Annotated in this window: 24 protein-coding genes and 2 pseudogenes; 10 read left to right on the top strand and 16 right to left on the bottom strand. The window is 75.4% G+C overall.

The window, feature by feature from the left end; all coding sequences use genetic code 11:
* Positions 1 to 565 (bottom strand): annotated as a pseudogene (locus tag AB0N04_RS36975) (hypothetical protein); the annotation flags it as partial.
* Between the two features lie 428 nt (positions 566 to 993).
* On the opposite strand from AB0N04_RS36975, the gene AB0N04_RS36970 reads away from it, so the two are divergent.
* The gene (locus tag AB0N04_RS36970) at positions 994 to 1,743 is read left to right on the top strand and encodes a DUF2306 domain-containing protein (RefSeq protein ID WP_360218328.1); all 750 of its coding nucleotides are present in this window, start codon (positions 994 to 996) and stop codon (positions 1,741 to 1,743) included.
* Between the two features lie 21 nt (positions 1,744 to 1,764).
* Here AB0N04_RS36970 and AB0N04_RS36965 read toward each other — a convergent pair whose 3' ends face one another.
* From AB0N04_RS36965 to asnB, 4 genes are all read right to left on the bottom strand, one after another.
* Entirely contained in the window at positions 1,765 to 2,274 is a 510-nt protein-coding gene (locus tag AB0N04_RS36965) for a hypothetical protein (RefSeq protein WP_360218325.1), read from the bottom strand.
* Between the two features lie 76 nt (positions 2,275 to 2,350).
* A complete protein-coding gene (locus AB0N04_RS36960) occupies positions 2,351 to 3,871 on the bottom strand; it encodes a pyridoxal-dependent decarboxylase (protein ID WP_360218322.1) in 1,521 nt (506 codons plus the stop codon).
* A gap of 143 nt (positions 3,872 to 4,014) precedes the next feature.
* A complete protein-coding gene (locus AB0N04_RS36955; RefSeq protein WP_360218319.1) occupies positions 4,015 to 5,133 on the bottom strand; it encodes a hypothetical protein in 1,119 nt (372 codons plus the stop codon).
* Between the two features lie 229 nt (positions 5,134 to 5,362).
* A complete protein-coding gene (asnB, locus tag AB0N04_RS36950) occupies positions 5,363 to 7,213 on the bottom strand; it encodes an asparagine synthase (glutamine-hydrolyzing) (protein WP_360218316.1) in 1,851 nt (616 codons plus the stop codon).
* A gap of 227 nt (positions 7,214 to 7,440) precedes the next feature.
* On the opposite strand from asnB, the gene AB0N04_RS36945 reads away from it, so the two are divergent.
* The gene (locus AB0N04_RS36945) at positions 7,441 to 7,716 is read left to right on the top strand and encodes a hypothetical protein (protein WP_244178662.1); all 276 of its coding nucleotides are present in this window, start codon (positions 7,441 to 7,443) and stop codon (positions 7,714 to 7,716) included.
* 142 nt (positions 7,717 to 7,858) lie between these two features.
* Positions 7,859 to 9,685 carry a glutamine--fructose-6-phosphate transaminase (isomerizing) gene (gene glmS, locus AB0N04_RS36940; RefSeq protein WP_360218313.1) on the top strand — a complete coding sequence of 609 codons (1,827 nt, stop codon included), beginning with the start codon at positions 7,859 to 7,861 and terminating at the stop codon, positions 9,683 to 9,685.
* A gap of 139 nt (positions 9,686 to 9,824) precedes the next feature.
* Here glmS and AB0N04_RS36935 read toward each other — a convergent pair whose 3' ends face one another.
* The 4 genes from AB0N04_RS36935 to AB0N04_RS36920 form a co-directional block, all read right to left on the bottom strand.
* On the bottom strand, positions 9,825 to 10,235 hold the full coding sequence (locus AB0N04_RS36935) for a hypothetical protein (protein ID WP_360218310.1): 411 nt from the start codon (positions 10,233 to 10,235) through the stop codon (positions 9,825 to 9,827).
* Between the two features lie 187 nt (positions 10,236 to 10,422).
* Positions 10,423 to 11,352 (bottom strand): glutaminase, encoded by a 930-nt coding sequence (locus tag AB0N04_RS36930; RefSeq protein WP_360218307.1) that lies wholly within the window; start codon positions 11,350 to 11,352, stop codon positions 10,423 to 10,425.
* Between the two features lie 156 nt (positions 11,353 to 11,508).
* On the bottom strand, positions 11,509 to 12,210 hold the full coding sequence (locus AB0N04_RS36925; RefSeq protein WP_363365659.1) for a DUF3152 domain-containing protein: 702 nt from the start codon (positions 12,208 to 12,210) through the stop codon (positions 11,509 to 11,511).
* A gap of 154 nt (positions 12,211 to 12,364) precedes the next feature.
* Positions 12,365 to 13,267: a LysR family transcriptional regulator gene (locus AB0N04_RS36920; protein ID WP_360218301.1), complete on the bottom strand. Its 903-nt coding sequence runs from the start codon at positions 13,265 to 13,267 to the stop codon at positions 12,365 to 12,367.
* Between the two features lie 156 nt (positions 13,268 to 13,423).
* On the opposite strand from AB0N04_RS36920, the gene AB0N04_RS36915 reads away from it, so the two are divergent.
* On the top strand, positions 13,424 to 14,200 hold the full coding sequence (locus AB0N04_RS36915) for an SDR family oxidoreductase (protein ID WP_360218298.1): 777 nt from the start codon (positions 13,424 to 13,426) through the stop codon (positions 14,198 to 14,200).
* A 149-nt stretch (positions 14,201 to 14,349) separates the two neighbouring features.
* A complete protein-coding gene (locus tag AB0N04_RS36910; protein WP_363365658.1) occupies positions 14,350 to 14,928 on the top strand; it encodes an ester cyclase in 579 nt (192 codons plus the stop codon).
* Between the two features lie 97 nt (positions 14,929 to 15,025).
* Here the strand turns inward: AB0N04_RS36910 and AB0N04_RS36905 are convergent, their stop codons facing one another.
* On the bottom strand, positions 15,026 to 15,568 hold the full coding sequence (locus tag AB0N04_RS36905; protein ID WP_360218292.1) for a DinB family protein: 543 nt from the start codon (positions 15,566 to 15,568) through the stop codon (positions 15,026 to 15,028).
* Positions 15,569 to 15,677: 109 nt separating this feature from the next.
* Between AB0N04_RS36905 and AB0N04_RS36900 the strand changes: the two genes are divergently transcribed.
* Entirely contained in the window at positions 15,678 to 16,652 is a 975-nt protein-coding gene (locus AB0N04_RS36900) for a YafY family protein (protein WP_360218289.1), read from the top strand.
* Between the two features lie 72 nt (positions 16,653 to 16,724).
* Here AB0N04_RS36900 and AB0N04_RS36895 read toward each other — a convergent pair whose 3' ends face one another.
* Positions 16,725 to 18,059 carry a PLP-dependent aminotransferase family protein gene (locus AB0N04_RS36895; protein WP_360218286.1) on the bottom strand — a complete coding sequence of 445 codons (1,335 nt, stop codon included), beginning with the start codon at positions 18,057 to 18,059 and terminating at the stop codon, positions 16,725 to 16,727.
* Between the two features lie 236 nt (positions 18,060 to 18,295).
* Between AB0N04_RS36895 and AB0N04_RS36890 the strand changes: the two genes are divergently transcribed.
* The gene (locus AB0N04_RS36890; protein WP_360218283.1) at positions 18,296 to 19,057 is read left to right on the top strand and encodes an enoyl-CoA hydratase-related protein; all 762 of its coding nucleotides are present in this window, start codon (positions 18,296 to 18,298) and stop codon (positions 19,055 to 19,057) included.
* A gap of 54 nt (positions 19,058 to 19,111) precedes the next feature.
* On the opposite strand, the gene AB0N04_RS36885 is transcribed toward AB0N04_RS36890, so the two are convergent.
* Both AB0N04_RS36885 and AB0N04_RS36880 read right to left on the bottom strand, forming a co-directional pair.
* A complete protein-coding gene (locus AB0N04_RS36885; RefSeq protein WP_360218280.1) occupies positions 19,112 to 20,065 on the bottom strand; it encodes a hypothetical protein in 954 nt (317 codons plus the stop codon).
* 414 nt (positions 20,066 to 20,479) lie between these two features.
* A complete protein-coding gene (locus AB0N04_RS36880) occupies positions 20,480 to 21,373 on the bottom strand; it encodes a LysR family transcriptional regulator (protein WP_360218277.1) in 894 nt (297 codons plus the stop codon).
* A 214-nt stretch (positions 21,374 to 21,587) separates the two neighbouring features.
* Between AB0N04_RS36880 and AB0N04_RS36875 the strand changes: the two genes are divergently transcribed.
* The 3 genes from AB0N04_RS36875 to AB0N04_RS36865 all read left to right on the top strand — a co-directional run bounded on the left by AB0N04_RS36875 (position 21,588) and on the right by AB0N04_RS36865 (position 23,653).
* Complete coding sequence (locus tag AB0N04_RS36875) at positions 21,588 to 22,172, top strand: SRPBCC family protein (RefSeq protein WP_360218274.1); 585 nt, start codon at positions 21,588 to 21,590, stop codon at positions 22,170 to 22,172.
* 8 nt (positions 22,173 to 22,180) lie between these two features.
* Positions 22,181 to 22,975 carry a maleylpyruvate isomerase family mycothiol-dependent enzyme gene (locus AB0N04_RS36870; protein ID WP_360218271.1) on the top strand — a complete coding sequence of 265 codons (795 nt, stop codon included), beginning with the start codon at positions 22,181 to 22,183 and terminating at the stop codon, positions 22,973 to 22,975.
* A gap of 150 nt (positions 22,976 to 23,125) precedes the next feature.
* Positions 23,126 to 23,653: an NAD(P)-binding domain-containing protein gene (locus AB0N04_RS36865; RefSeq protein ID WP_360218268.1), complete on the top strand. Its 528-nt coding sequence runs from the start codon at positions 23,126 to 23,128 to the stop codon at positions 23,651 to 23,653.
* Positions 23,654 to 23,684: 31 nt separating this feature from the next.
* Here the strand turns inward: AB0N04_RS36865 and AB0N04_RS36860 are convergent, their stop codons facing one another.
* From AB0N04_RS36860 to AB0N04_RS36850, 3 genes and pseudogenes are all read right to left on the bottom strand, one after another.
* Positions 23,685 to 24,191 (bottom strand): HPP family protein, encoded by a 507-nt coding sequence (locus tag AB0N04_RS36860; RefSeq protein WP_360218265.1) that lies wholly within the window; start codon positions 24,189 to 24,191, stop codon positions 23,685 to 23,687.
* Between the two features lie 334 nt (positions 24,192 to 24,525).
* Entirely contained in the window at positions 24,526 to 25,455 is a 930-nt protein-coding gene (locus AB0N04_RS36855; RefSeq protein WP_360218262.1) for an immunity 49 family protein, read from the bottom strand.
* A gap of 51 nt (positions 25,456 to 25,506) precedes the next feature.
* A pseudogene (locus tag AB0N04_RS36850) lies at positions 25,507 to 25,637 on the bottom strand (hypothetical protein); the annotation flags it as partial.

The raw sequence follows: 25,637 nt of genomic DNA, 5'->3' as shown, positions 1-25,637 counted from the left end.
CCCCGGCCAGGTCGGCGGTGAACACCCCGAGGGTGTCGAAGCTCGGCGCGTTCGGGAGCACCCCGGCCGTCGGGATCCGCCCGTACGTCGGCCGGGCTCCGCCGCCCGCCAGCGCGAGACCGCTGTGGTCGGTGGCGGTGGACCCGTCACCGGCCTGGGCGGCACCCTTGGGCACGTCCTTGACCTGGGGCTGGCCGCCGCCCTCGGCGGGCTTCGGCGCGGGCGAGGGGGTGGCGCTCTCCCGGCCGACGACCGCCGGGGCGGCGGAGGGCTGGGCCGCGCGGGGCGGCAGGGGGCTGGGCGTCGCGGTCGGCACGGCGCCGGACCCGGCCGAGGGCTTGGCGTCCTGGACGGCGGCGGGCTTGGCGGCCGGTGCGGGGGCGGCCCCGGTGCCCGAGCCGGCCTCCTGGGCAGTGGCGGGCTTGGCGGCCGGTGCGGGGGCGGCCCCGGACCCGTCGGCCCAGGCCTGGCCGCCGGTCACGGCGGTCAGCAGCGCGCCTCCGGTGAGGGCGCAGACCGCCAGCACGCGGCGGACGGGCGAACGGTCGGTACGGCTCCTGCTCATACGGGGTCTCTCCTTCGTCACGAACGCCGTCCGGCCCTGCTGGCCGGCGCGTCGTCAGTGACGGTAGGAGGCCCGTGTCGCGGTCCCCGGCCGGTCGTGTCACAGCCGCCCATCGGCTGCGTAACGAACCTTCCGGACCGTCACGGCCGGTCCCCTCCCGCGGCCGGATCAGGTGTCAGCCACCCGTGACGGGGTGTTCGGTGACGCCTCGCCACCTCGCGGACCGCGACGGCGGCGGTACCCCGGGCTACGGGCCAGCCATGGGGGTAACCCCCCTACCGGGGTGGGGGGTTGCTCCATGGGGTGGGCGGCCGAGCCCGGCCAGACTGGCGGGGCGCGGGCGGGTCAGCGCCTCCGGTGCGGCCGGGCGTGCGCCGTCGCGCCCGGCCGCCCGAACGCCTCCCACCGAGCAGAGAGCGGGTCACCGGATGACCAGCACCATCGCCGGGGCCGGGCCGACCGGCACCGAACCGACCGGCACCGCACGGACCGGACGCGGCGGGCGGGTCCGCTGGGTCGTCGTCCTGCTGACGTCGCTCGCCATCGTCGGTGCGGTCCTGGCGAGCTGCACCCGGGCCAGTCTGCCGATCTCCGCGTCGGACGGCGGGGTGTCCGCCGCCTACGCCGACCGCCCGTACGCCGTGCAGGTCGTCTTCTACGTCCACGTCGTGACGGCCTCGCTGGCCCTGCTGGTCGGCCCGTTCCAGTTCTCCGCCGCGCTGCGCCGAAGAGCACCGCGGGTGCACCGGTGGACCGGCCGGGTGTACGCGCTGGGGGTGGGCGTCGGGGCGGCGGCCGCGTTCGTGATGTCCTTCGTCAGCTCGATCGCCTTCGACGGCTTCTTCGGGTTCGGCACCCTCGCGCTGCTCTGGGCCTGGACCACCTGGCGCGGCTACCGGGCCGTCCGCGCGGGCGACCTGGCGGGCCACCGGGCCTGGATGATCCGCAGCTTCGCCCTCACCTACGCCGCCGTCACCCTGCGGGTGTGGCTGGGCGTGCTGATCGTGCTCCAGCTGCTCACCGCCGGCGGTGACCTCGACGGCGACCGGGCCTTCGACAACGCCTACGCGGCGCTGCCGTTCCTGTGCTGGCTGCCCAACCTGGTGGTCGCCGAGTTCCTGGTCCGCCGCCGGGGCCTGCCCGCCTACCGCCTCGTGCCGGCGCCGTCCCCGCGCTGATCCGGGAGGGCGCCGAGGTGCTCAGCCGATGCGGGTCGGCGTGTCCAGGAGCGGCTGACCGGTGGCCAGGAGGCTGGTGAGGTCGGCGGGGGTGAGGGTGTGCGGGGCGCGGAGGTAGAGCTCGTCGACGGTGGTGTGGGGGAGCGGGTGGGGCTGCAGCGAGAGCAGCGTGACCTGCCGCCCGGCCAGGGCGGTGTGGACGCGGGCGAGGTCGGTGGGGGTGCTGCGTCCGGTGGTGCGCACCCGCCACAGGGCGGTCGGCGGCGGGGGGCCGTGGAGGTGGTGCCGGTGGGACCACCAGGCGTGGAAGAGGGCGGTGCCGAGCAGGGCGAGGGCGGAGGTGGCGAGGACCACCGGGCCGTCGGGGCCGCTGACGACGATCTTGGCGACCAGGTCGGCCGCGGTGACCGAGACGAAGACGGCCGCGAGCTCGACGGTGTCGCGGCGCCAGCGGTGGGTGCGGGCGCCGCGCTGCGGGGCGCGGGGGAGGTCGGGTGCGGGCCGGGTCGTCTGGTGCTCCGTGTGCTCCATGGCACCACGGTGCCCAACGGGTGTTTCCCGACCGCGCACCCCCCGTGACCCGGCGGTTACGGTCTCCGGGCGCGCGTTACGGTCGGAGGTCCGCGGCCGCGGCGGCGACCTCGGCGAGCAGCAGGTGCAGGTCGGCCTCGGTGGTGTCGGCGTTGAGCAGGCAGGCGCGGAGCACCTCCCGCCCGTCCAGCCGCGCCCCGGTGACGAACACCCGGCCGCGCCGCTGGACGGCGGCCGGGAGCTCGCGGTTCAGCGCGTCGAGCGCTTCCTCGCCCAGGCCGGCCGGGCGGTGCCGGAAGGCCACGATGGAGGTCTGCACCTCGGCCAGCAGCTCCGACTGCCCGTCGGCCTCGACCAGTTCGCCGAGCCGGCGGGCCAGCGAGGTGCAGCGGGCGATGTCGCGGGCGAGGCCGCTGCGGCCCTTGTGGGCGATGGTGGCCCAGACCTTGAGGGCGCGGAACGGGCGGGTCTGCTCGGTGCCGTACTCGGAGAACCAGCCGAGCGCGCCGGCGGCCTCGTCGCGCAGGTAGGAGGGGACGAGGCTGAAGGTGGCGCGCAGCTCCTCGGGGTCGCGGACCAGGGCGCAGCCGCAGTCGACCGGGACGCCCAGCCACTTGTGCGGGTCGAGGGCGAGGGAGTCGGCGCGTTCGAGGCCGGCGTAGCGATGGGCGATCGCGGGGTCGAGCCGCCCGAAGGCCCCGTAGGCGCCGTCGACGTGCAGCCAGAGCTGCTGCTCGGCGCAGAGGTCGGCGAGCGGGCCGAACGCGTCGACGGCACCGGTGCCCACGGTGCCCGCCGAGGCGACGACCAGGAAGGGGAGCAGTCCGGCGGCCCGGTCGCGGTCGACGGCGGCGCGCAGCTCGGCCGGGTCGAGGAGGCCGTCCGGGCCGGTGGGGACGGTGCGCAGGTGCCGGCTGCCGAGGCCGAGGAGTTCGGCGGCCTTGCGGACGCAGGAGTGGGTCTCGCCGGTGACGTAGCCGACCAGTGGCGGCAGGCCGGCCAGGCCGTCCTCGCGGACGTCCCACCCGGCGCGGCGGGCGGCCCGGTTGCGGGCGGCGGCGAGGCAGACGATGGTCGCCATCGAGGTGCCGGAGGTGAGCAGTCCGCCGCCCGGCGGGTGCGGGAAGCCGGCCAGTTCGGCGATCCAGCGGACCACGGCGCGTTCCAGGTGGACGTCGGCGTGGTCGCCGCCGGCCGAGCTGGGGTTCATGGCGGCGGCGGCGAGGGTGGCGAGCACTCCGGCGGGGGCGGGGGCGGAGTTGACCCAGCCGAAGAAGCGCGGGTTGCCGTTGCCCATCGGGTGGGGGAGGACGTCCCGGTCGATGGCGGCGAGGAGCTCGGCGAGCGGGCGGCCGTCGGCGGGCAGCGGCGCGTCCAGCAGGGCGGTGCGGGCGGTGTCGTCCATCGGCTGCCAGACCGGGCGGGCGGGCAGTCCGGCGAGGTAGTCGGAGACCAGGTCGGCGGCGGCGTGGGCGGCGCCGCGGAACTCGGCGTGGGCGGCGCTGCCGGACTCGGCGCGGGACTCGGCGCGGGGCTCGGTGCGGGGCTCGGGGCCGGACCCGGGCCGGAGCCCGGCGCGGGGGTCCTCGGTGGTCATGGCGGCGGCTCTCCAGGGGTGGGGGGAGGCGCGGCGTCCTCGGCGCACCCTGAGCGGCCGATCCTACGGAACGGGCCCGCGCCGTGTGGCGCGGGCCCGGTGGGTGGGACGTGGCGGACGGGAGCGGTCGCCCCGGGGGCCGGTCAGTCCAGGGAGGCGGAGAGACCGCTCGCGGAGCGGCAGTAGCCCTGCATCTCCTTGTTGGTGATCTTGGAGCAGAGCCGGCCGGCCGCGCCGCCGTCCGTGTAGTTGACCGTGTAGTAGCTGACGAGGCCCTCGGCGCAGGCCTTGCGCTGCCAGCCGTCGGCGGCGGTCGCGCACTGCTGGGCGGCCCAGTCCTCGCGGTCCAGGTTGTACTTCATGGTGCGCGAGCCGACGCCGCGGCTGCAGTCGACCGCCCCGCCGCTGGCCTTGCCGTTGAGGCACCACTTGAGGGCGTCGGCGTAGACCTCGGGGTGGTTCGGGTAGTCGTGCGAGGAGAGGTAGAAGGTCGGGGCGTAGAAGAAGCACGCGGACTGGAACAGGGACGGCTGGTCCTTGCAGGGGTACAGCGGGTCCTGGGCGAGCTTGTCGGCGGGCAGGTTCGCCTTGGCCTTCTCGTCCTCCTCGTCCGGGCCGAAGAGCTGCATGAACAGGCCCTCGGAGCAGCGGATCCGGTTCTGGTCGGTGGGGAACTTGTTGCACAGGTCGCGCGCCTTGGCGACGTCCTGCTTGGCGACGAACATGGTGCCGTGGCCGACGCCGTGGATGCACGGGCCGGTGTTCTTCGGCGCGCAGAGCTTGAGCAGGTCCACCTCGGGCTGGGCGGAGGCGTTGAGCATCTCCTCGACGGCGCCGTGCAGGTAGCCGGCCGCGCAGGTCTCGTGCGGGAAGGAGATGACCTTCTGGAAGTCGGCGTTGAAGCGCTTGACCGCCGCGTGGCCGAGCTCGTGCGCGATCGGGTGGCAGAAGCGCACCGTGTACGGCTTCTCCTTGGTGATCTTGTCGAGGTCGGCCAGCGCGACGCCGGGGTCGGTGGCGTCCATCTCGGCCATCAGCTTGTTGCGCAGCGTCGAGCGGGTCCACACGGCCGGGTCGCCGGTCGGGGTGGCGCTCGCGGCCGGGGTGCCGGCCGGCGGCGCGGTGCCGGGGGTGGTGCCGGTGGCGGCCTGGGCCGTCGCCGCGGTGGCCGTCGCGGGCGTCCAGTCGGTGACGGCCACCGACCCGAGGCCCAGGACGCCCAGGAGCAGGGCGGTGAGAATCGCGAATACTCGCGGCTGCATGACGGGATCCCCCGGCGGATCGAGGTGGACGGTTCGCTCCCATCCTGACGGCACGGTGGCGGGAATCCGCGTTTTCGCCCGCCATTCGGGAGGTGTCGGCGACGCTATCGCACGGTCCGACGCCCGGGTGCGGCGGGATGGTTCCCGATGATCACCCGGACGGTGCAGCCGCTGGGCCGCCGGCGCCGCCGGCCCGTGCGCGGGGGCGGCTCCGGCGGGCGGACGGGCCTCAGAGGTCCAGCGTCACCCGGTACTGCGTCAGCCAGGCGTCCAGGTCGAGCGCCAGGTCGACGGCGAGCCGGACGGACTGCGGGTCGGTGTCCGGGGCGAACGCGTCCGCCAGCCGCCTGCGGTCCAGCAGGCCGAGCACGGGGGAGGTGCGCGCGGCGGCGAGCCGGGCCAGTTCGGAGCGCAGCAGCGCCGGGTAGTGCGGGTCGGTGGTGACGGGGTAGGGGCTCTTGGCCCGGTCGGCGATCTCGGGCGGCAGCAGGTCCCGGACGGCGGCGCGCAGCAGGCTCTTCTCCCGGCCGTCGAAGTGCTTCATCGCCCACGGCGTGTTGAAGACGTACTGGACCAGCCGGTGGTCGCAGAACGGGACCCGCACCTCCAGTCCGTTGGCCATGCTCATCCGGTCCTTGCGGTCCAGCAGGATGCGGAGGAAGCGGGTGAGGTTGAGGTACGAGATCTCCCGCATCCGGCGTTCCCGAGGGTCGGCCGCCGGCAGGTGGGGCACCTCGGCGATCGCCTCGCGGTAGCGGGCGCGGCGGTAGCCCGGCAGGTCGAGCTTGCGGAGCAGGTCGGCGTCGAGTAGCTGCTCGCGGGGGCCGGCGCCCGGGCCGCCGATGGCGTTGACCGCGGAGGCCCAGGGGAAGTCCTCGGCGGCGATCGCCCGCGGGTCGTGGAACCAGCGGTAGCCGCCGAACAGCTCGTCCGCGGACTCGCCGGACAGCGCGACGGTCGAGTGCCGGCGCACGCCGCGGAACAGCAGCAGCAGCGAGACGTCCATGTCCCCGACGCCGCCGGGCAGGTCGCGGGCGCGCAGCACGGCGGAGCGCTGGGCGAGGTCGGTGAGCTCGGCGGGCGCCAGCTCGATCACCCGGTGGTCGGCGCCGACGTGCCGGGCGAGCAGCCGGGCGTAGGGGCCGTCCGGCGTCGTGCGGGTCTCGTCGGCGTGGAAGTCCGCGCCCTGTCCGGCGAAGTCGACCGAGAAGGAGCGCAGCGGGCCGGCGCCCGCGGCCCGCAGCTCCCGGGCGGCGAGCGCGGTGACGGCGCTGGAGTCCAGGCCGCCGGAGAGGAGGGAGCAGAGCGGGACGTCGGAGTCGAGCTGACGGTGGACGACGTCCTCCAGCAGGGCCCGGACGGTGGTGACGGTGGCCTCCAGGCCGTGGGCGTGCTCGCGTGCCTCGAGCGCCCAGTAGCGGCGGGTCGTGACGCCCGCGCGGCCCACCCGCAGCAGGTGCCCGGGCGGGACCTCGGCGATCCCCCGGTAGGGGGTGAGGCCGGGGGTGCGGGTGAGGGCGAGGAGTTCGCGCAGCCCGTCCAGGTCGACGACCGGGCGGACGGCGGGGTGGGCGAGCAGGGCCTTGACCTCGGAGCCGAAGACCACGCCGTCGGCGGTGGCGTGGTAGTGCAGCGGCTTGACGCCCATCCGGTCGCGGACCAGCAGCAGCTCCTCGGTGCGGGCGTCCCAGACGGCGAGGGCGAACATGCCGTTCAGCCGCTCGGCCAGGCCCTCGCCCCACTCGAGGTAGGCGTGCAGCACCACCTCGGTGTCGCTGCGGGTGCGGAAGCGGTGCCCGGCCGCCGCCAGTTCCGCGCGCAGCTCGCGGTGGTTGTAGACCTCGCCGTTGTAGGTGAGCGCGGCCAGCAGCCGGCCGTCCCGTTCGACGGCCATCGGCTGGGTGCCGCCCCCGGGGTCGATGACCGCGAGGCGGCGGTGGCCGAGCGCGGCGTGCCGTTCGAGGCGGACGGCGCCGGCGTCCGGGCCGCGGCAGAGCTGGGTGGCCGTCATCGCGTCGAGGACGTCCCGTTCGGCGGTGAGGTCGCGGTCGAACGCGACCCATCCGGTGATCCCGCACATCAGCAAGCCTCCGGTCTTCCGCTGCGTACTCAGGGTGTCACGCTACGTGACGGCCAGGTGCGGCTACAAGGGTGCGACGGAAAGGTGCGGCAGGGAGGGGAGGGGAGGGGCGAGGGTGCCCGCTGGGGGCCGATCGGCTGATCTCTTGAGCTGAAAGTCGTAATGTCTGCCCGAATTCGGGCAGGATCTTTGTCCTCCCCGACCGGCGCGGCCTAGGCTCCTCACTCGTGTCGAGCTCACCCCACCCTCACGAGGACCTCCTCGCCCACCTCACCCGGACCAGCCCGCTCGGGCCCCGGGAGGCGGCGCGGATCGTGGCCGAGGTGCTGGCCTACTTCTCCGAGACCACCGAGGAGTACGTCCGCCGCCGCCACGGCGAGCTCCAGGCACGCGGACTGACCAACGAACGGATCTTCGCCCGGCTCGCCGAGGAGCTGCCCGCCCGCCGCGTCGCGGCACCGGAGCTCTCGGCCCGCCAGCTGCGCCGGATCGTCTACGGCTGAGCGCCGTCGCCGAGCGGGCGCCCAGGCGCCCCGGCCGCGCCGCCCCGCTGCTTCACCGCCTACCGCTCCACCGCCGTATCGACGTATCGCCGTATTGCTGTATCGCCAAGTGCCTTCCCGCCTTCAGAAGAGGAGCCCACGCATGTGCGGAATCGTGGCCTACATCGGCCCCAAGGACGCGACCCCCTTCCTGCTGGAGGGCCTGGCCCGCCTGGAGTACCGCGGCTACGACTCGGCCGGCGTCGCCGTCACCGGGCGCACCGGCGGCCTGAAGGTCCGCAAGGTCAAGGGCCGGGTCGCCGACCTCGCCGCCGCCGTCCCCGCCCGGTTCAAGGGCGGCACCGGCATCGGCCACACCCGCTGGGCCACCCACGGCGTGCCGAGCGACGCCAACGCCCACCCCCACCTGGACAACGCCGAGCGGATCGCCGTCGTCCACAACGGCATCATCGAGAACGCCGACGAGCTGCGCGCCAAGCTCGCCGCGGACGGCGCGGTCTTCCGCTCCGAGACCGACACCGAGGTGCTCTCGCACCTGATCGCCGCGCACGTCACCGAGGGCGTCGAGCTGGAGGACGCCGTCCGCGCCGCCCTCGGCCGGGTGGTCGGCACCTACGGCATCGCCGTCCTCGACGCCGAGCAGCCGGACCGGATCGTGGTCGCCCGTAACGGCAGCCCGATCGTGCTGGGCATCGGCGAGAAGGAGATGTTCGCCGCCTCCGACGTCTCCGCGCTCGTCCGCTACACCCGCCAGGTCGTCCACCTGGAGGACGGCGAGCTGGCCACCGTCCGCGCCGACGGCTTCCGCACCTTCACCTCCGACGCCCGCACCACGCACCGCCAGCCCTCCACCGTGGACTGGGAGATCGACTCCTACGACACCGGCGGGTACGAGCACTTCCTGCTCAAGGAGATCCACGAGCAGCCCGGCTCCGTCGAGCGCACCCTCAGCGGCCGCCTCGACGAGCGCTTCGCCACCGCCCACCTGGGCGGCCTCAACCTGGACGCCCGCGAGCTGCGCGAGATCCGCCGGGTCAAGATCCTCGGCTGCGGATCCGCCTACTACGCCGGCGAGATGGGCGCCCAGCTGATCGAGGAGCTCGCCAGGATCCCCGCGCACAGCGAGCCCGCCTCCGAGTTCCGCTACCGCAACCCGGTGATCGAGGCGGACACCCTCTACATCGCGGTCAGCCAGTCCGGGGAGACCTACGACACGCTGGCCGCCGTCCAGGAGGTCAAGCGCAAGGGCGGCCGGGTCCTCGGCGTCGTCAACACCGTGGGCAGCGCCATCGCCCGCGAGTGCGACGGCGGCATCTACCTGCACGCCGGGCCGGAGATCTCGGTCGCCTCCACCAAGGCCTTCACCTCCACCGTGGTCGCCTTCGCGCTGCTCGCGCTGCACTTCGGACGCATCCACGACCTCTCGCCCGCCGACGGCCGGCGGATCGTCTCCGCCCTGAACGCGCTGCCCGACCAGATCCGCGAGGTGCTCGACCAGAGCGGGAAGATCGCCGAGCTCGCCGCCGAGTACGCCGGGTCCACCGGCATGATGTTCATCGGGCGCGTCCGCGGCTACCCGGTCGCCCGGGAGGGCGCGCAGAAGCTCAAGGAGATCTCCTACGTGCACGCCGAGGCGTACCCGGCGAGCGAGCTGAAGCACGGCCCGCTGGCGCTGATCAGCCCCGAGCTGCCCACCGTCGCCCTCGTCCCGGACGACGAGCTGCTCGACAAGAACCTCACCACCCTCGGCGAGATCAAGGCCCGCTCCGGCCGGGTCATCGCCGTCGCCCACCGCAGGCCCGAGGAGAAGCTCGCCGACCACTGCATCCTGGTCCCCAAGAGCGAGCCCGAACTCGACCCGCTGCTCCTGAACATCCCGCTCCAGCTGCTCGCCTACCACGCCGCGGTGGCGCTGGGCCGCGACGTCGACAAGCCGCGCAACCTGGCGAAGAGCGTGACCGTCGAGTAGTCGTTCCGGCCCGGGTCGGCCGGGCCGGTCCTGCCGGGCCCGTCCGCCCCGATGCCTCCGCGGCGCTCCCGGGGCCCGGCCGTCCGCGCGACGGCCGGGCCCCGGGGGCTACGGGCCGGGCGCGGCCCGGCGCCCGCCCTCAGACCCGCTTGGGGGGCAGCAGGGCCACCGCGAGCAGAATCGCCAGGGCGCCTCCGCAGGCGTTCCAGAAGCCGTTGTCCAGGTCGGTGACGTCCAGCGAGACCGGCGACAGCTCGCGGCCCTTCTGGTACATCCACAGCACGCCGGTGACCACCCCGACCACGCAGGCCAGCAGCAGCCCGGGCCGGGACCGCACCAGCAGGGCGACCACCGCGATCCCGGCGGCGAGGGCCAGGAGCAGGAACATCGACATCGCGGTCGAGGTGGTGCGCGTGGGGGACATCCCCCGGAACAGGTCGGCCACCGGCACCGACCTCGGATCGCTCTTCCCGTACCAGGGCTGGAAAGAGCTGAGCACCAGCCCCGCCGCTCCGGCCAGACCCAGCAGGGCTGCTAACGCGGTACGCATCGGACGGTTCCCCCCAATTCCTCTCGGACTCCTCGTGACGACGATCGGGCCCCCGCCTGGAGCATGCCACGGACTGCCCGTCGGCCGGTGGTCAACCGGGCGACGGGCGTGAGAAGTTGCGGTGGTGGTCGGCCGGCGGAGCGTCCGGCCTCCGTTGGGTCCCGGGTCGGCAGGGGCCTGCCGTGGGTCAGAACACCGAGCAGCCGGAGAGGGTGGTCAGGGTGTCGAGGGCGGTGACCGCGGCCACCGAGTTGCCGGCCTGGTCCAGCCGAGGGCCCCACGCGCAGACCGCGGCCCGCCCAGGGAGTATCGCGAGCACGCCGCCGCCCACGCCGCTCTTGCCGGGCAGGCCGACCCGGAAGGCGAACTCGCCCGCCGCGTCGTAGGTGCCGCAGGTCAGCAGCACGGCGTTGACCCGCTTGGCCTCGCTGCGCGACATCAGCCGGGTGCCGTCGGCGCGCACCCCGTAGCGGGCCAGGAAGGAGCCGGCGAGGACCAGGTCGCGGCAGCTGGCGGTGACCGCGCAGTGCGCGTAGTAGTGGTCGAGGACGGTCTCGACCGGGTTCTCCAGGTTGCCGTGGCTGGCGATGAAGTGGGCCAGCGCGGCGTTGCGGTGGCCGTGCTCGGCCTCGGAGGCCGCCACCACCGGGTCGGTGTCGATCAGCGGGTTGCCGGACTCCCGGCGCAGGAAGTCGCGGACGGCCCCGGCGGCGTCGCCCGTCATGCTCTGCAGACGGTCGGTGACGACCAGGGCCCCCGCGTTGATGAACGGGTTGCGCGGGATGCCGTGCTCGGTCTCCAGCTGCACCAGGGAGTTGAACGGGTTGCCGGAGGGTTCGCGGCCCACGCCGGTCCAGACGGTGTCGCCGCCGTGCGCCATGGCCAGCGCGAGGGTGAACAGCTTGGACACGCTCTGGACCGAGAACGGCCGCTCCCAGTCCCCGGTCCCGTACAGCTCGCCGTCGACGGTCGCCACCGCCATGCCGAAGGCGTCCGGCTCCACGGTGGCGAGAGCCGGGATGTAGTCGGCGACGCGGCCCTGCCCGGCGGTGGCGTGCGCGGCCGCGGAGGCTGCCTCCAGCAGCAGCGGGTAGTCCAGGCTCTCTCCGTCGGGCATGCCGCTCAACGCTGTTCCTCCACGGGCGCGATCACAGGTACGACCAGAATTATGCGGGTTTCGGCACGACGGGCCGGCCGCCGGGGCGTGGCCGGTCGCCCTGTGGTCGTCCTGTGATCCGTTCCGTCGGGGAGCGTGGCCGTCGGCGCGTGGCCGTCAGGGCGCGGCGCTCGGGGCCGGGAGGGCCGGCCCGGAGAGCAGGGTGCCGGTGTCGGAGTACGGCCAGCCGTTGGGCACACAGCCGTGCAGGCCCTTGATCTGCTGCATCATCACCGGCGCCGGCTGGCCCTCGCCGGGGCAGTCGACGTGCCCGTACCCGATGACGTGGCCGACCTCGTGGTTGACGGCGAGCGCGTGGTAGAGCGCGGGCTTGCCGACGTAGAACTCCGACAGCTCCCGCCAGCGCTTGACGTTGATGACGACCTGGTGCCCCACCCCGCAGTTCACCGTGCCACCGGTGTCCAGGCCGTACTGGCCGCAGATCCGGTCGGTGGTCGCCGGGGTGGCCAGGTAGACGGTGAAGTCCACCGGGTCCGCGGCCACCCGCTGGAACGAGGCCTCGCCGCCGGCCGCCCAGCCGCGCCGGACGTCCCCGAGGACGGCGTCCACCTCGGCGGCGAACTGCCCGGGCTTCTCCGGGAGGCCGTCCTCCGCGCGGACCTTGTAGCGGTACAGGTGCTCGCCCGTACCGATGCGGGCCGTGCCGCCGGTGGCCGTCGTGAACCGCATCGGCTTCTGCCGGGTGTCCTGGGCCCACGGGTGCCACCACAGCAGACCGGCGGTCACCGCCGCGACCACGACCAGGGCGGGTGCGCCGTAGCGGATCCGCCGGGACCGGGGTGCGCCGAGCCTCTTCATGAACCTCCTCATACCGGGAGGAACGCGCGGACGGGGGCGATTGGTTCAGTCGGATTCGGACAGGTCTGGTCGGATTCGGTCGGATCGGGTCGGGTCGGGGGTGGGCGGGGCGGATCGGTGGCGGAGCTCGGTGTCCCGGTGGGACCGGCCGGTGTCAGGACGGCCGGAAGCGTTCGGGGGTGACGCAGGCCTGGCGGGCGAGCAGGTCGGTGAAGGCGGTGGTGGCCGGGTCGGGGCGGGTGCGGGTGTAGGCCGCGAGGGTGCGGTGCACCAGGGGGTCGGGCAGCAGCACGGCGGCGTCGAAGCGGTCCGGGACGAGGTTGGCCGGCACCAGGGCCGGTCCGAGGCCCGCCGCGGCCAACAGCGGCGCGGCGGAGGTCTGTTCGGTGCGCACGGCGGCCCGCGGGGTGAAACCGGCCCGGGCGCAGACCTGGTCGAGCAGATCGGCCAGGCCGTGGCCGGGGGCGTAGTGCACCCAGGCGCGGTCGGCCAGTGCGCCGAGCGGCAGCGGCTGTTCCGGGCGCCCGGCGAGCGGGTCGTCGGAGGGGAGCACCAGGACGAACTCCTCCACGCCGAGCTCGCGGATCGGGCCCTCCCACCCCGCCGGTACCGGCCCGACGGCCAGGTCGGCCCGGCCCGCCGCCATCGCCTCCTGGAGCCGGTCGGCGTGCGGGTACTCGCGCAGCCGGATCCGCACGCCGGGGTGCCTCGCCCGCCAGGTCCGCAGGACGGGCGGCAGGATGCCGAGGCTGACCGAGTGGACGGTGGCGACCTCCAGTTCGCCCTCGTCCAGCCCGCCGGCGCGGCGCGCGGCCGCGTGCAGCCGGTCGGTCTCGGCGAGCGCCGCGCGGGCGTGCGGGAGGACGGCCCGGCCCAGTGGGGTGAGGCGCACCGCGCGGGGGAGCCGTTCGAGCAGCGGACCGCCGACGGCCTTCTCCAGCGCGCGCACCTGGTGGGACAGCGCCGGCTGGGTCACGTGCAGCTGTTCGGCGGCGCGCGTGAAGGAGCCGGTGTCGACGACGGTGACCAGGTACTCGAGCTGCCGCAGCGTTGTCATGAGCGGATTTTATCGATGGCATCGACTACATGCCTTGGACGCATGAGTACTAGTCGGGGGAGGGTCAAGGGGTGGCCGCCGGGCGAGACGCCCGGCCCGGGGACCTTCCGTCCCCGTTCCCGCGCCCGTACCCGAAGACCCCCGAAGGAGTACCCCGTGTCCTCGACGTCCGCGCAGTCCCCGACGTCCGCGCAGGCCCCGACCCCGCGGCCCGCGCTCGCCGCCCTCGAAGGGAAGCGCCTGATCGTGGTGGGCGCCGGTTCGCGCACCGGCCGCCTGCTCGCCGTGACCGCCTCGGCGGCCGGCGCCGAGCTGGTGCTGGCCGGGCCCGACCCCCGCAAGCTGGAGTGGACGGCCGGTGAGCTGTCCGGGCCGTCCGAGGTGGTGCCGGTCGACCTCGCGGACGAGGCGTCGATCGCCGCCCTCGCCCGGCGGGCCGGCGGCTTCGACCACCTGGTCTCGACCGCCGCGATGCCCGCCAACGGCCCCCTGAAGGACCTCGAACTCGCCGACGTGCAGCGGGCGTTCGCGGCCAAGGTGATCGGCCCGCTGCTGCTCGCCAAGCACCTGGCACCGCAGGCCGCCGACGACGGCTCGTTCACCTTCTTCTCCGGCGTGGCCGCCTGGCGCCCGGCGCCGGAGCGGACGGTGATGGCCACCGCCAACGGCGCGCTGGCCTTCCTCGTCCAGGCGCTCGCGGTCGAGATCGCCCCGGTCCGGGTCAACGCCGTCTCGCCCGGCATCGTCGACACCGGCTCCTGGGACGGGCTTGGCTCCGGCAAGGCCGCGTTCCTGCGCGGCGTCGCCGAGCGCAACCCGGCCCGCCGCGTCGGCACCCCCGACGACCTGGTCAAGGCCGTCCTCTACGCAGTCGACAACCCGTACGTCACGGGCACGGTGCTGCACGTCGACGGCGGCGGCCGGCTGGCCTGACGGGAGGACCTCCGATGACGCACACGACTCCGACGGCCTCCGGGCTCCCGGTGGCTATTCCGCAGCGGGCACCAGGGCGTGGCAGTGGCCAGGGCCGGCGCCGGGTCCTGCACCGGACTCCGCCCCGGGGCCGTCTGGCCCGCGGCACCGTGGCCCTCGCGGTGGCGGCCTGCCTGGTGGGCGGCACCACCGCGGCCGCGCAGTCCCGCGGCGGTGGGCACCGGGACACCCCGCGGGCCTGGCCGCAGCGGCTGGTCGACCGCTCGCCCGACCTCGTCCGGCCCGGCACGCTCACCGTCGACCGCACGATCGGCGAACGCCGGGCCACCCGGCTGGTCCACCTGGCCCAGCAGCTCTACACGTTCTGGAACACCGGCCGGCAGCAGTACCTGGACGCCGCGATCAGCCCGTCGTTCCGGGACAACACCCTGCCGGACGGCCGCCCGCAGGGGCCCGCCGGACCCGCCGCCGCCTCGGCGGCCTTCCGGGCGGCGGTGCCCGACCTCACCTGCGAGCTCTCCGACGTCCTGGTGACGGGGGACCGGATCACCGCCCGGCTGGTCTTCCGGGGCCACTTCACCGGCACCTTCGAGGGCGTCCGGGGGCGGGGCCAGCGGGTCGAGTTCAACGCGATCGACATCCAGCACGCCGGGGGCGACCGGATCACCGAGGACTGGCACGTCGAGGACAACCAGACACTCCTGCGCCAACTCGGCGTCGGCGGCTGACGGCCGGCCCGTCCGCCCCCTCCCTCCCCGGCCCGTCCGCCTCCTCCCCCGGTTCTCCGGCGGCTCGGCCCCTGGTCGCCGAGCCGCCGGAACCCGCTCAGCCCATGCTCTTCGCACCGTCCAGGGACTCCCGGATGATGTCGGCGTGGCCCGCGTGCTGGGCGGTCTCGGCGACGACGTGCATCAGGACGCGGCGGGCCGACCACTCGGCGTCGGCCTCGAACCAGGGCGCCTTCGGCAGCGGCTGGGTGGCGCCCAGGTCGGGCAGCTCGACGACCAGGTCGTCCGTGCGGCGGGCCACCTCCTCGTACTCGGCGAGCACGCCGGCCAGCGTCTCGCCCGGCAGCATCCGGAACTCGTCGGCCCGGCGGGCGAAGTCCTCCTCGGTGAAGGCGGTGAAGTCGGGCATCGCCGACGGGCCCCCGACGATGAAGTCGGCCCAGACCCGCTCGACGGCGGCCACGTGCTTGATCAGGCCGCCCAGGCACAGCTCGCTGGCCGTCGTCCGCAGACCGGCCTGCTCGTCGGTGAGGTCGCGGGTGGTGAAGCGGAGGAAGTGCCGCTGCTTGGCCAGGGCCGTCAGCAGGTCGGCGCGCTCGCCGGTGGCGGTGGCGGTGCTGCTGCTCGGGGTCGCGGTCATGGTGTGGCCTTCCGTTCGGGTCGTGCTCGGTTCCTGCTCTCTCGGACAAGGTCCACGCTACGGGCCATTGCGGTCAGTTCCTGGCCTGAATTGCGCGAGAATCGCTGACATGGCGAACACCAGCACCCGAACGCTGCGACTGCTCTCGCTGCTCCAGACCCACCGCTACTGGCCGGGCGGGGAACTGGCCGACCGGCTCGGCGTCTCGATCCGCACGCTGCGCCGGGACGTCGACCGGCTGCGCGAACTCGGCTACCCCGTCGAGGCGCAGCGCGGCGTCGACGGCGGCTACCAGCTCGCCGCGGGCGCCGCCCTGCCCCCGCTGGTGATCGACGACGAGGAGGCGGTGGCGCTCGCCGTGGGCCTGCAGGCCGCGGCCGAGAGCCCGGTGGAGGGCATCGCCGAGGCCTCCGTCCGGGTGCTCGCCAAGGTCGCGCAGGTGATGCCGGCCCGGCTGCGGCGCCGGGTCGAGGCGCTGCGCGCGGTCACCGTGCCCATCGGCGGCGGCACCCCGGCCGGCCCCGGCGTCGACCCGGACCGGCTCACCGCGGTGGCGCTCGCCTGCCGGGACACCGAGCGGCTCCGCTTCTCCTACTCCGCCGCCGACGGCCGGGGCTCCCGACGGCACGTCGAGCCGCACCGGCTGGTCTGCCTCCACCGCCGCTGGTACCTCGTCGCCTACGACCTCGACCGGCAGGACTGGCGGACCTTCCGACTCGACCGGCTCAGCTCCCCGCAGGGCAGCGGTACCCGGTTCGGCCCCCGCGAACTCCCCGCCGAGGACGCCGCCGCGTTCGTCCGGGCCGGGCTCGACGGCGTGCCCCGCCCGCACCGGGTCGAGGCCCTGGTGGCCGCCCCCGCCGAGACCGTCCGCGCCCACGTCGGCCGCTGGGGCACCGTCGAGGAGGTGGACGCCGGGCACTGCCGGCTGCTGATGACGGCGGACTCGCTGGACTGGCCCGCGATGGCGCTCGGCTCGCTCGGCGCCGAGTTCCGGGTGACGGCCCCGGCCGAACTGCGCGTCCTCGTCGAGGAGTGGGGGGCACGCTTCACCCGGGCGGCGGGGGCCGGGGCCGCCGGGTAGCGGCGGTGCGGCGCTGTGGGGCGGGGCAGTCGTCCGGGCGGACCGTCCGGCCGGGGCGCCCCGGCCGGGACGTCAGGGCGGGATCGACTCGACCGCCGCCCGCAGCCGCCCCAGCACGCCCGCCAGCTCCTCCAACGGCGGGCCGGCCAGCGCCAGCCGCAGCGCGTGCGGGCGGAGCGGGCCGGTGGCGAAGGCGTCGGCGGTGGACACCAGGATCCCCTGCTCCGCCAGGACGGCGGCGGCCCGATCGGGCCGCTGGTGCTCCGCCAGCCCGAGCCACAGCAGGTACGAGGCGGGGTGCGCGGTGACCTCGAGACCCGCCAGCGCGGCCCGGGCGACCCGCTGACGGGCGGCGGCGTCCTCCCGGCGCCGCGCCTCCAGCCGGGCGACCGTGCCGTCCGCGAGCCAGCCCGTCGCCAGCGCCGTGACCACCCCCGGGGCGCCCCAGGCCGCGGCGCGCAGCGCGCCGGTCACGGCCGGCACCAGGTGCCCGGGCGGCACGGCGAAGCCGAACCGCAGCCCGGGAGCCACGTTCTTCGACAACCCGGCGACGTAGCAGGTGCGTTCCGGGGCCAGCGCGTGCAGCGGCGGGGGCGGCGACGCCTCCAGGAAGGCGTACGTGCCGTCCTCGATCAGCGTGCAGCCGTGCGCGGCGGCGAGGTCCGCCAGCCGCTCGCGCTGCGCCGGGTCGAGCACCCAGCCGAGCGGGTTGTGGACGGTCGGCATCGTGTACACGGCGCGGACCGGCCGGGCGCGGCAGAGCCGCTCCAGCGCGTCGAGGTCCGGGCCCGCCGCCGTCACCGGGACGGGCGCGAGGTCCAGGCCGTGCGCGGCGGCCAGCAGCTTCACGCCCGGGTAGCCGAGCGCGTCCACGGCGAGCACGTCACCGGGCCGGGTCAGCGCGCGCAGCACGCAGTCCAGCGCCTGTTGCGCCCCGCCCGTCAGCACGACCCGCTCCGGGGCCGTGTCGACCCCGCGGTCCAGCAGGTACCGCGCCACCACCGCCCGGTCGGCCCGGTGGCCGCCGGGCGGGTGCTGGCGCAACAGCGCCGACGGGTCCGCCGAGGCGGCCAGTTCGCGCAGGGCCCGGCGCAGCTGCTCCCCCTGGCCTGGATCGAGCGGCTGGTTGAACGACAGGTCGGCCACCCGCGGCACCGGCAGTGCGCGCGAGGGCTCGATGCCGTCGAACCCGGAGCGGTCCCGGACGAAGGTGCCGCGCCCGCGTTCCCCCACCACCAGCCCGGCGGCGGCCAGTTCGGCGTACACCCGGGAGGCGGTGGCCAGCGCGATCCGCCGCTCGCGGGCCAGCGCCCGGTGGGTCGGCAGCCGGGTGCCGGGCCGGAGCGCGCCGGAGCGGATGGCCGCCGCGTACGCGTCGACGACGGCCTTGTAGGAGGGCGGTCGCACGGGCGCCTCCGGGATCGGGGTCGATGGGGTCCGCCCATGGGGTTCGTCCACGGGTTCGTCCACATGGGGCCGTCGACGTGTCCGTCGACGTGTATCCAGGACAATAAGTGGCTCGTCCCGGGCGGGTGTTCGTAGCCTCGATGCCGTCCGCACCCAGGCCCACCCCGAGCGGTCCGTGCGCGTGCCCCGCCCCGGCGCGGGCCCCGCGTGCTGCCGGGCGAAACGGAGCAACCGCCATGACCGTCCGCACCGAACGCGACCGGCACGTCGTCACCCTGACCATCGACCGGGAACGGAAGCTGAACGCCCTCGACCGGCCGACCATCGACGCGCTGCTCGCCGCCCTCGACCGCGCCGACGCCGACGACGACGTCCGCGCCGTCGTCCTCACCGGGGCAGGGGAGCGGGCCTTCAGCGCCGGCGCCGACATCCCCTGGCTCGCCGGCAGCATCGCGGGCGGCACGGAACGGGCGCTGCGCGAGGTCGTCCGGCGCGGCCACGCGCTCACCCGGCGGATCGAGGAGTTCCCGAAGCCGGTCGTGGTGGCCGTCAACGGCCTGGCCTACGGCGGGGGTTGCGAGATCACCGAGGCCGCCCCACTGGCCGTCGCCGCCGAGCACGCGACCTTCGCCAAGCCGGAGATCTCGCTCGGCTTCCCGCCGCCGTTCGGCGGGTCCCAGCGGCTCCCGCGGCACGTCGGCCGCAAGCGCGGACTGGAACTGATCCTCACCGGCGACCCGATCACCGCCGCCCGAGCCGCCGAGCTCGGCCTCGTCAACGCCGTCGTCCCGGCCGCCGAACTGCTCGACACCGCAAGGGCCCTGGTCGACCGGATCATCCGGCACGCGCCGACCGCGGTCGCCGCCTGCCTGCGCGCCGTCACCCGGGGCATCGACCTGCCCGTCGACGCGGGCCTCGCCGTCGAGGCGGCCTGCTTCGCGAGCACCCTGCCCACCGAGGGCGTCCGGGACGGACTGCGGCGCTTCCTCGACCGGTAGCGCCCGAGGGCCTGCGGGCGTGCTCGCTCGGCGGTCGCGCTCTCGGGGGCTTGCTCAGTGTTCGCGCTCACCGCACTCGGCGGGCCGCAGCACGCCGCCGACGGGCAGCGCGGCCGGGCCGGCCAGGAGCAGACAGGCCTCGCCGGCCGGGCCGTCCGCCTGGTACTCGACCGACGCCGCGTGCTGCGCTCCGCCGGGCTGGAGCTCCGCGCGCACCCTGGCCGCCGGGAACCGCCCCGCCAGAGCGCCGAAGACGAGCACCCCGTCGCCGTCCGCGAGGGTTTCGGTGACCTCGAGGCGCCAGTGCGTGTCGGCCTCCTGGAGCAGCAGCCGGCCGGACTTGTCCAGCGCCCGCAGAAAAGCCCGGCGGGTGCGGAGCAGATCGGCCACCGCACAGCACAGCGCGGTGCCCTCGACCCGGTGGAAACCGTGGAACGGCGCCATCGTCAGGAACTCGCCGAGCAGAGCGATGGCGCTCGCGCGGGCCGGCGGGAAGGCATCCGGTTGCTCGGCGATCTCCAGCAGGAACCGCGCGGCCGTCACCGCAGCGGGGAACACGGCGGACATGTGGCCGTGCATGACGCTGCTGTACTCCAGCCCGGACACCGCGGTGGCGACCTGGACCCGGCTGCGGGCGGTGGCCAGCAGCCGCAGCGGCTCCACCGGATCGGACAGCCAACGCTCGGGCGGCCCGGTGTCGTCGGCCCGCGGCGTGAGGTGCAGCCCCGGGGTCGGGATCGCGTCCCAGTCCACCGCGGCGATGCGTTCGATCAGCATCCCGGGATCCTCCCACGCCCCGCGCGGGCCGCCCGGTGCAGCACGATCCGCGGCACCGCACGGTTCGACGTTCCGCTGGTGGGCGTCCTCGACCTCCTCCTCGGCGAAGGCGTCGAGGTCCTTGTCGAGCCCGACGACCCCGGAAGCCGCCTCCGTCAGCGCCCGGACGACCGGCCGGGCCGGCATCGCTGCTGGGAACCCCTCGTCGACCGGGTGCTGAGCGGAGGCCATCGTGACCAGGGTCCCGCCGGCCGGCAGCCGTTGCCGGAGGCGGGCGTCGACGTCGGGGGCCGGCCCAGCTCGCTGTGGGCGACCTGGCGCAGCACGCCTGCGAGCGGCGACCGGTGCGTCTCGCGCCGGTGGCCGAAGCGCGCCGTGCCGCCGAACGCGCGGGCCCGTAGCGCCGGATCCGCGGTGGCTGCCGTCTCCGGATCCGTGGGCAGCGGCGTACCGGACGGGTGGTCGAGCGCAGGAATTCCACGGGCGTCTCCCACCCCACCCGGCACCTGCACTCCTTCGCAAGGCCGGCACCGTTCGGCGCACCCGGTCCGGGCCGTTTCTGGGCGGTCGCCCGGTAGCCGCACCAGGCGCCGTGATCCGTCCACGGTTCGGGGACGGGCGCGGTGCCGTGCTCCGTCGGGCGAGCTAGGTGTTCCGGCCACAGTGGTCGGCGACGGTGTCGGCGAAGGCGCGGGCCAGTGGGGAGAGCCGGTCCCCGCGGCGGACGGCCCAGCCGGCCGCGAGGACGGGGAGCGCGGGCAGCGGCAGCAGCCGCAGGCCGGGGTGGCCGGGGCCCTGCCACTGCGGCAGGGCCGGGACGACGGCGTGGCCCAGACCCAGCTCGGCCAGCAGGATCGCGGTGTCCCAGTCCGCGACGCTGGTGTCGAAGACCGGCCGGATGCCGGACCGCCCCAGCCAGGAGTCGAGCTGGGAGCGCGACACCGAGTTCTGCGGCAGCCCGATCAGCCGGGCGTCCTGCAGGTCGGCGGGCTCGATGGCGTCCCGGGCGGCCAGTGGGTCCCCGGCGGCGACGGCCAGCACCCAGGGCAGCTCGACCACCGGCCGCTGCTCGATCCCGTGCACCGGGGTGCCGAGCGTGACCCAGGCCAGGTCGACCCGGCCTGCGGTGAGCGCCTCGAAGCAGCTCCGACTGGAGACCTCGGTCTGGAACTCCAGGCTGACCTGCGGGAAGCGCCGGCGGTAGTCGACCACGGCGGCGGACATGAAGTGCCGGATGCTGGTGGCTCCGGTGGTGATCCGCACCGATCCGCCCTCACCGCGGGCGAGTTCGCCGATGCTGCGCAGCGCGTGGTCGATGCTGCCCAGACCGGTGGCGACGGCCGTCTGCAGGAGGCGGCCGGCCTTGGTGGGCACCACCCCGCGCGGACGGCGCTCCACCAGGGTCAGGCCCAGCTCCCGTTCGAGCCGTTTCACGTGCTGGCTGACGGCCGACTGGGTGCAGGACAGCTCGCGGGCGACGGCGCTCAGCGAGCCGGCCCGGCAGACCGCGGCGAAGACGCGGAGGTCGTCAAGAGTCACGACGACCCAAGGTAGTGCTTGGGGGTTTCCCAGTAAATCGGTGGATTGACTTGGGTGTTCGGCAGGATCGATCATCGTCGTGGGCCCAGGGCGGCAACCCGCCCGCCGTCCTCGCGCGCACCGGACGCACAGGCGGGGGCGCGGCGGGTGCCGACCCGCACAGCTGGTGCAGGATGAGGACGACCGCGATCGGAACGAACGAAGGGGGACGGACGTGCGCTACGCCGACGGTCCGGGGACGCACTGCGAGGTGCACGTCGACGCCACGGTGGAGCAGGTGTGGCGGCTGGTCACCGACATCGGCCTGCCCGCCCGCCTGAGCCCCGAGCTCCAGCGCGTGGGCTGGCTCGACGGCGCGGACGGGCCGGCGCCCGGCGCCCGGTTCGAGGGCCACAACCACCGCGACGACATGGGGGACTGGCGGACCGTCAGCCAGGTGATCGAGCTGGCCGAATACCGGTCCTTCGCGTGGGCCGTCGTCGACCCGGACGGCCGCTACGGCGCGCCGGTGCCGACGTCGTCCGCCCTGTCGGACGATCAGGGGCTCGGCCCGGCGGTCGCGCTGGCCACCTGGCGCTTCGACCTCGCCCCCGAGGAGGGCGGCACCCGGCTGCGTCAGTCCGTCGTCATCGGCCCCGGGCGCAGCGGGGTCAGCCTGGTCATCGACCGGTGGCCGGACCGCGAGGAGCAGATCGTCGAGTACCGCCTGGCGGACCTCCGCAAGGGCATGACGGCCACCCTGGAGGGGATCAAGGCGCTGGCCGAGCAGGGCGACCGGGCCGGCCGCGCGGAAGGATGACGAGTCCCGTGCCACCGGGCGAGGCGTCGGCGCCGCCCGGTGAGGTGTCCGCGCTGCTCGACGGTGTGCGCGCCTCGGCGGCACGGTTCGGTGCCGCGGTCGGGGCGTTGTCGGACGCGCAGGCCCGCGGGCCCTCCCGGCTCCCGGGCTGGAGCCGGGCCCACCTGGTCACGCACGTGGCCCGCAGCGCCGACGTCTACCACTGGCTGCTGGAGCTGGCCCGCACCGGTACCGAACCCGGGCCCCGGGCGGACGCCCCCACCCTCGACCGGCTGCTGCGCGAGGGCGCGGGGCGGGACGCGGCCGCCCTCGGCGCGGACCTGCGGGAGAGCCTGGACCGTCTGGTCGAGGAGGCGACGGCCGGGCCCGCCGAGCGGTGGCTGGTGCTGGTCACCGCCCTCGCGGGGTGGCGGCACCCGGCCTGGTACGTCCTGTGCCGGGCGCAGCGGGAGCTGGAGGTCCACCTCGTCGACCTGGGTGTCGGTCACCCGGCCGCGCGGTGGCCCGCCGACTTCGTCGGCCGGGAACTCGACGAGGCCGCGGCCGCGCTGGGCGCCCGCCGGTTCCCGCTGGCCGGGATGCACGCCACCGATCTGGGCCGCACCTGGCGCCCGGCCGAAGCGGAGCCCGAACCGGAGCCCGAACCGGAGGCCGGTCCGCAGGCCGGCACCGTCGTGTCCGCTCCGGGCCACGCCCTGCTCGGCTGGCTCGCCGGCCGGATCCCGCCCGAGCGGCTCCACTCGACCGGCCCGCTCCCGGTGCCACCGCGGTGGCCGCTCCCGCCCGCTCCCGGCTGGGGCTGACGGCGCCACGGGTGCGCCCCGGCCGGTGGCGACGGGCCCGGCGTTGATCGTTCGTTTACCCGGACGCGGTTCACTGGCGACACCTCCGCCGCGCGGCCGCTCCGGGCGGTGCAGCGCCGGACCACCGCCTCGCACCACGGGAGAAGACACGTGATCGCCGTCGCCGTCCTCGGATCGAACGCCAATGCCGTCCGGGTCGCGGGCAGACTCGCCGCGGCCGGCTACGTGGTGCGCACCTGGGGCACCGCCGAAGCCGGGGCGGCCGGATCCGCCCGCCCCGGCCGCGGCCCCCGCGCGAACCCGACACCCGCGGGGGCCGCGGCCGGGGCGCGAGCGCTGCTGACCTGCGTCGAGGACCCCGACGACCTCCGCGCGCTGCTGACGGACCGCCGTGCCGGTGCGCTCGGCGCCGTGGCGTCCGGCGCCTGGTGGCTCAACCTGGCCCCGGCGGCCGCCGCGACGAACGAGGAGTTCCGCGCCCTCGCCCGCTCCCATGCGCTCACCTACCAGCACACCCCGCTCATCGGCGAGCACGGGGACCTGCTGGCGGTCGGCCCGGCGGCCGCCGACGCCCGCGCCTTCTGCGATCCGGTCCTCGGGGCGATCGCGCCCGTCGTCCGTGCCGGCACGCCGGTGGTGGAGGTGCCGGTGTCGGCGGCGGGCGGCTCCCGGCGCTGAGCCCCGTGCGCCGGTTCCGGGGCGCCGGGGCTCACCAGGAGACCGGGTAGCGGACGGGGTGGCCGCCGATCCGTCCGGGGAGCAGGCCGATGGCCACCAGGATCCCGGCGGACAGCACCAGCAGCGGGAGGAACGGCACCGGGTGCGGGGCCTGGAGCACCACGACCACGGCACTGGCGACGGCCGGGGAATGGGAGAGGTGCGTGAGCATCATCGCGCCGAGGGAGAGCCCGGCGGCCACCGCGGCGCCCCAGGCGGTGCTTCCGGAGACGGCGAGGGTGGCGTAGCCGATCAGGGCGGACATCAGCTGGCCGCCGACGACGTTGCGCGGCTGGGAGATCGGCAGCCCGGGGGCGCCGTGCACCAGGGCGGCGCTGGCGGCGATCGGGGGGATCAGCAGCGGCTGGTGGACCAGGACGCCGATCGCCGCGAGCAGCAGCAGGGCTCCGACGGCGAAGACGGAGGCGCGCAGCGCGTGCAGCGGGTGGTGCCTGGGGGCGTGGTGCCCGGGGGCGTCGGCGGGCTCAGGGGTGGGCATGCGGGGCGACTCCGGGTGGGCGACGGGGAACCACGGGATGACAGGCACACCGCCGGTCAAAAGGTGGGATGTTTCGCCTGGTGGACTGCCCGGCGGACACCCCGGTGGACTGCTCGCCGCGCCCCGACCGCCCCCCGCCCCGGCGACGCCGCCCAGCCGACACCGCCCCGCCGCGGCACCGGTGCCTTCGCCGCCGGGCGGCCCCGGTGGGGCCCCGTCCACGGCTGATTCGCCACCGTGCCGACCATCCCGTCATCGCCTTCGGGCGTGCGGCTTCGGCCCCTCGCGCCGCCGGCCGCGCACCGCTGCCACGGAGGATCGGCCCCGGGACCGGTCAGGCCTGCCGGGGCTCCTGGGCCGCCTGGGCCTCCTGGGGTCGTATCAGTGCCGTCGGGAGGTAGCCGGAGGAGACTCCGAGCTGCCAACCGTGGGCCTGGACGGCCAGGGCCGCCAGGGTGATCGGGCCGACCGGGAGGAGGCTGCGGGCGGGGGCCGTCTCGGGTGTCGTCTCCCGGTGCAGGTCCAGGCGTGCGACCAGGGCGCGCTCGAAGGCGGGCTGGTCGTCGTCGAGCAGGACGCGCAGCAGGCGCTGGTCGGGCGTCAGCGCGCCGGCGGCGTCCAGGGCCGCGGCAGCGGCGCCCCGTTCGGCGGCGTCCGGCTTGCGCAGCGGCAGCGGGCCGGGTGCGACCCAGGGGGAGACGGCCGTCTCCACCACGTCGAGGTAGTCGCAGAGCGCGTCCATCTCGGCGAGCTCGGCCGGTTCGGAGGTCGAGTGGATGTCGGACCAGGGCAGGCCCTTGCGGACGGAGGGTGCGTAGTCGTCCTTCAGCAGCGGGCCGAGCATCCGGCGCCGCTCCCCGATCTGGCCGCTGATCACGACCAGCGCGAAGGCGTCGACCCAGGTGGCGGCGGTGGGGGCGAAGTCGATGGTGTCGAAGCGGAGCTCCTCGCTGGAGAGCGTCTCGTCGATGAGGGGGAAGGGCACCTCGAAGTCGCCCCGGGGGAAGCAGCCGAGGCTGAGCACGCCGTGGAAGCACTCGGCCGCCGTGTCGAGGGCGGCACCGGCGCGGGCGCCTCCGAGCGCGCCCTCCTCCAGGCTGAGTGCGCCGAGGTGGTCGAGGAGCACCTCGCCCATCTCCCGGACCGTCCCGATCGCGAGACGGCCGTAGCGGAGGGTGTACCAGTGGTCGAGCACCCGCCCGCTGACGCCCTCCGCCGCCTCGGTGATCCGCTCCTGCACAAGCTGGTGGCGCGCCACGTTCACGAGCCGCTACCGCCCTTCCTCGATCGTCTGCTGACGGAACGGCACGCTAGCAGCGACCACTGACGGTCGCTCACCCGTACGGGTGAGCCGCTTGATCGCGCCGCCCTTGCCCGCGGCGTCCCGGCCCTCGAAGACCACCACCAGCCGGGCCCCGGTGACCCGCACCCACTCCTGGAGCTTGA

It is taken from the genome of Kitasatospora sp. NPDC051702 (assembly GCF_040681575.1).
Classification (GTDB): domain Bacteria; phylum Actinomycetota; class Actinomycetes; order Streptomycetales; family Streptomycetaceae; genus Kitasatospora.
This window is presented reverse-complemented; position numbering and strand designations above follow the sequence as displayed.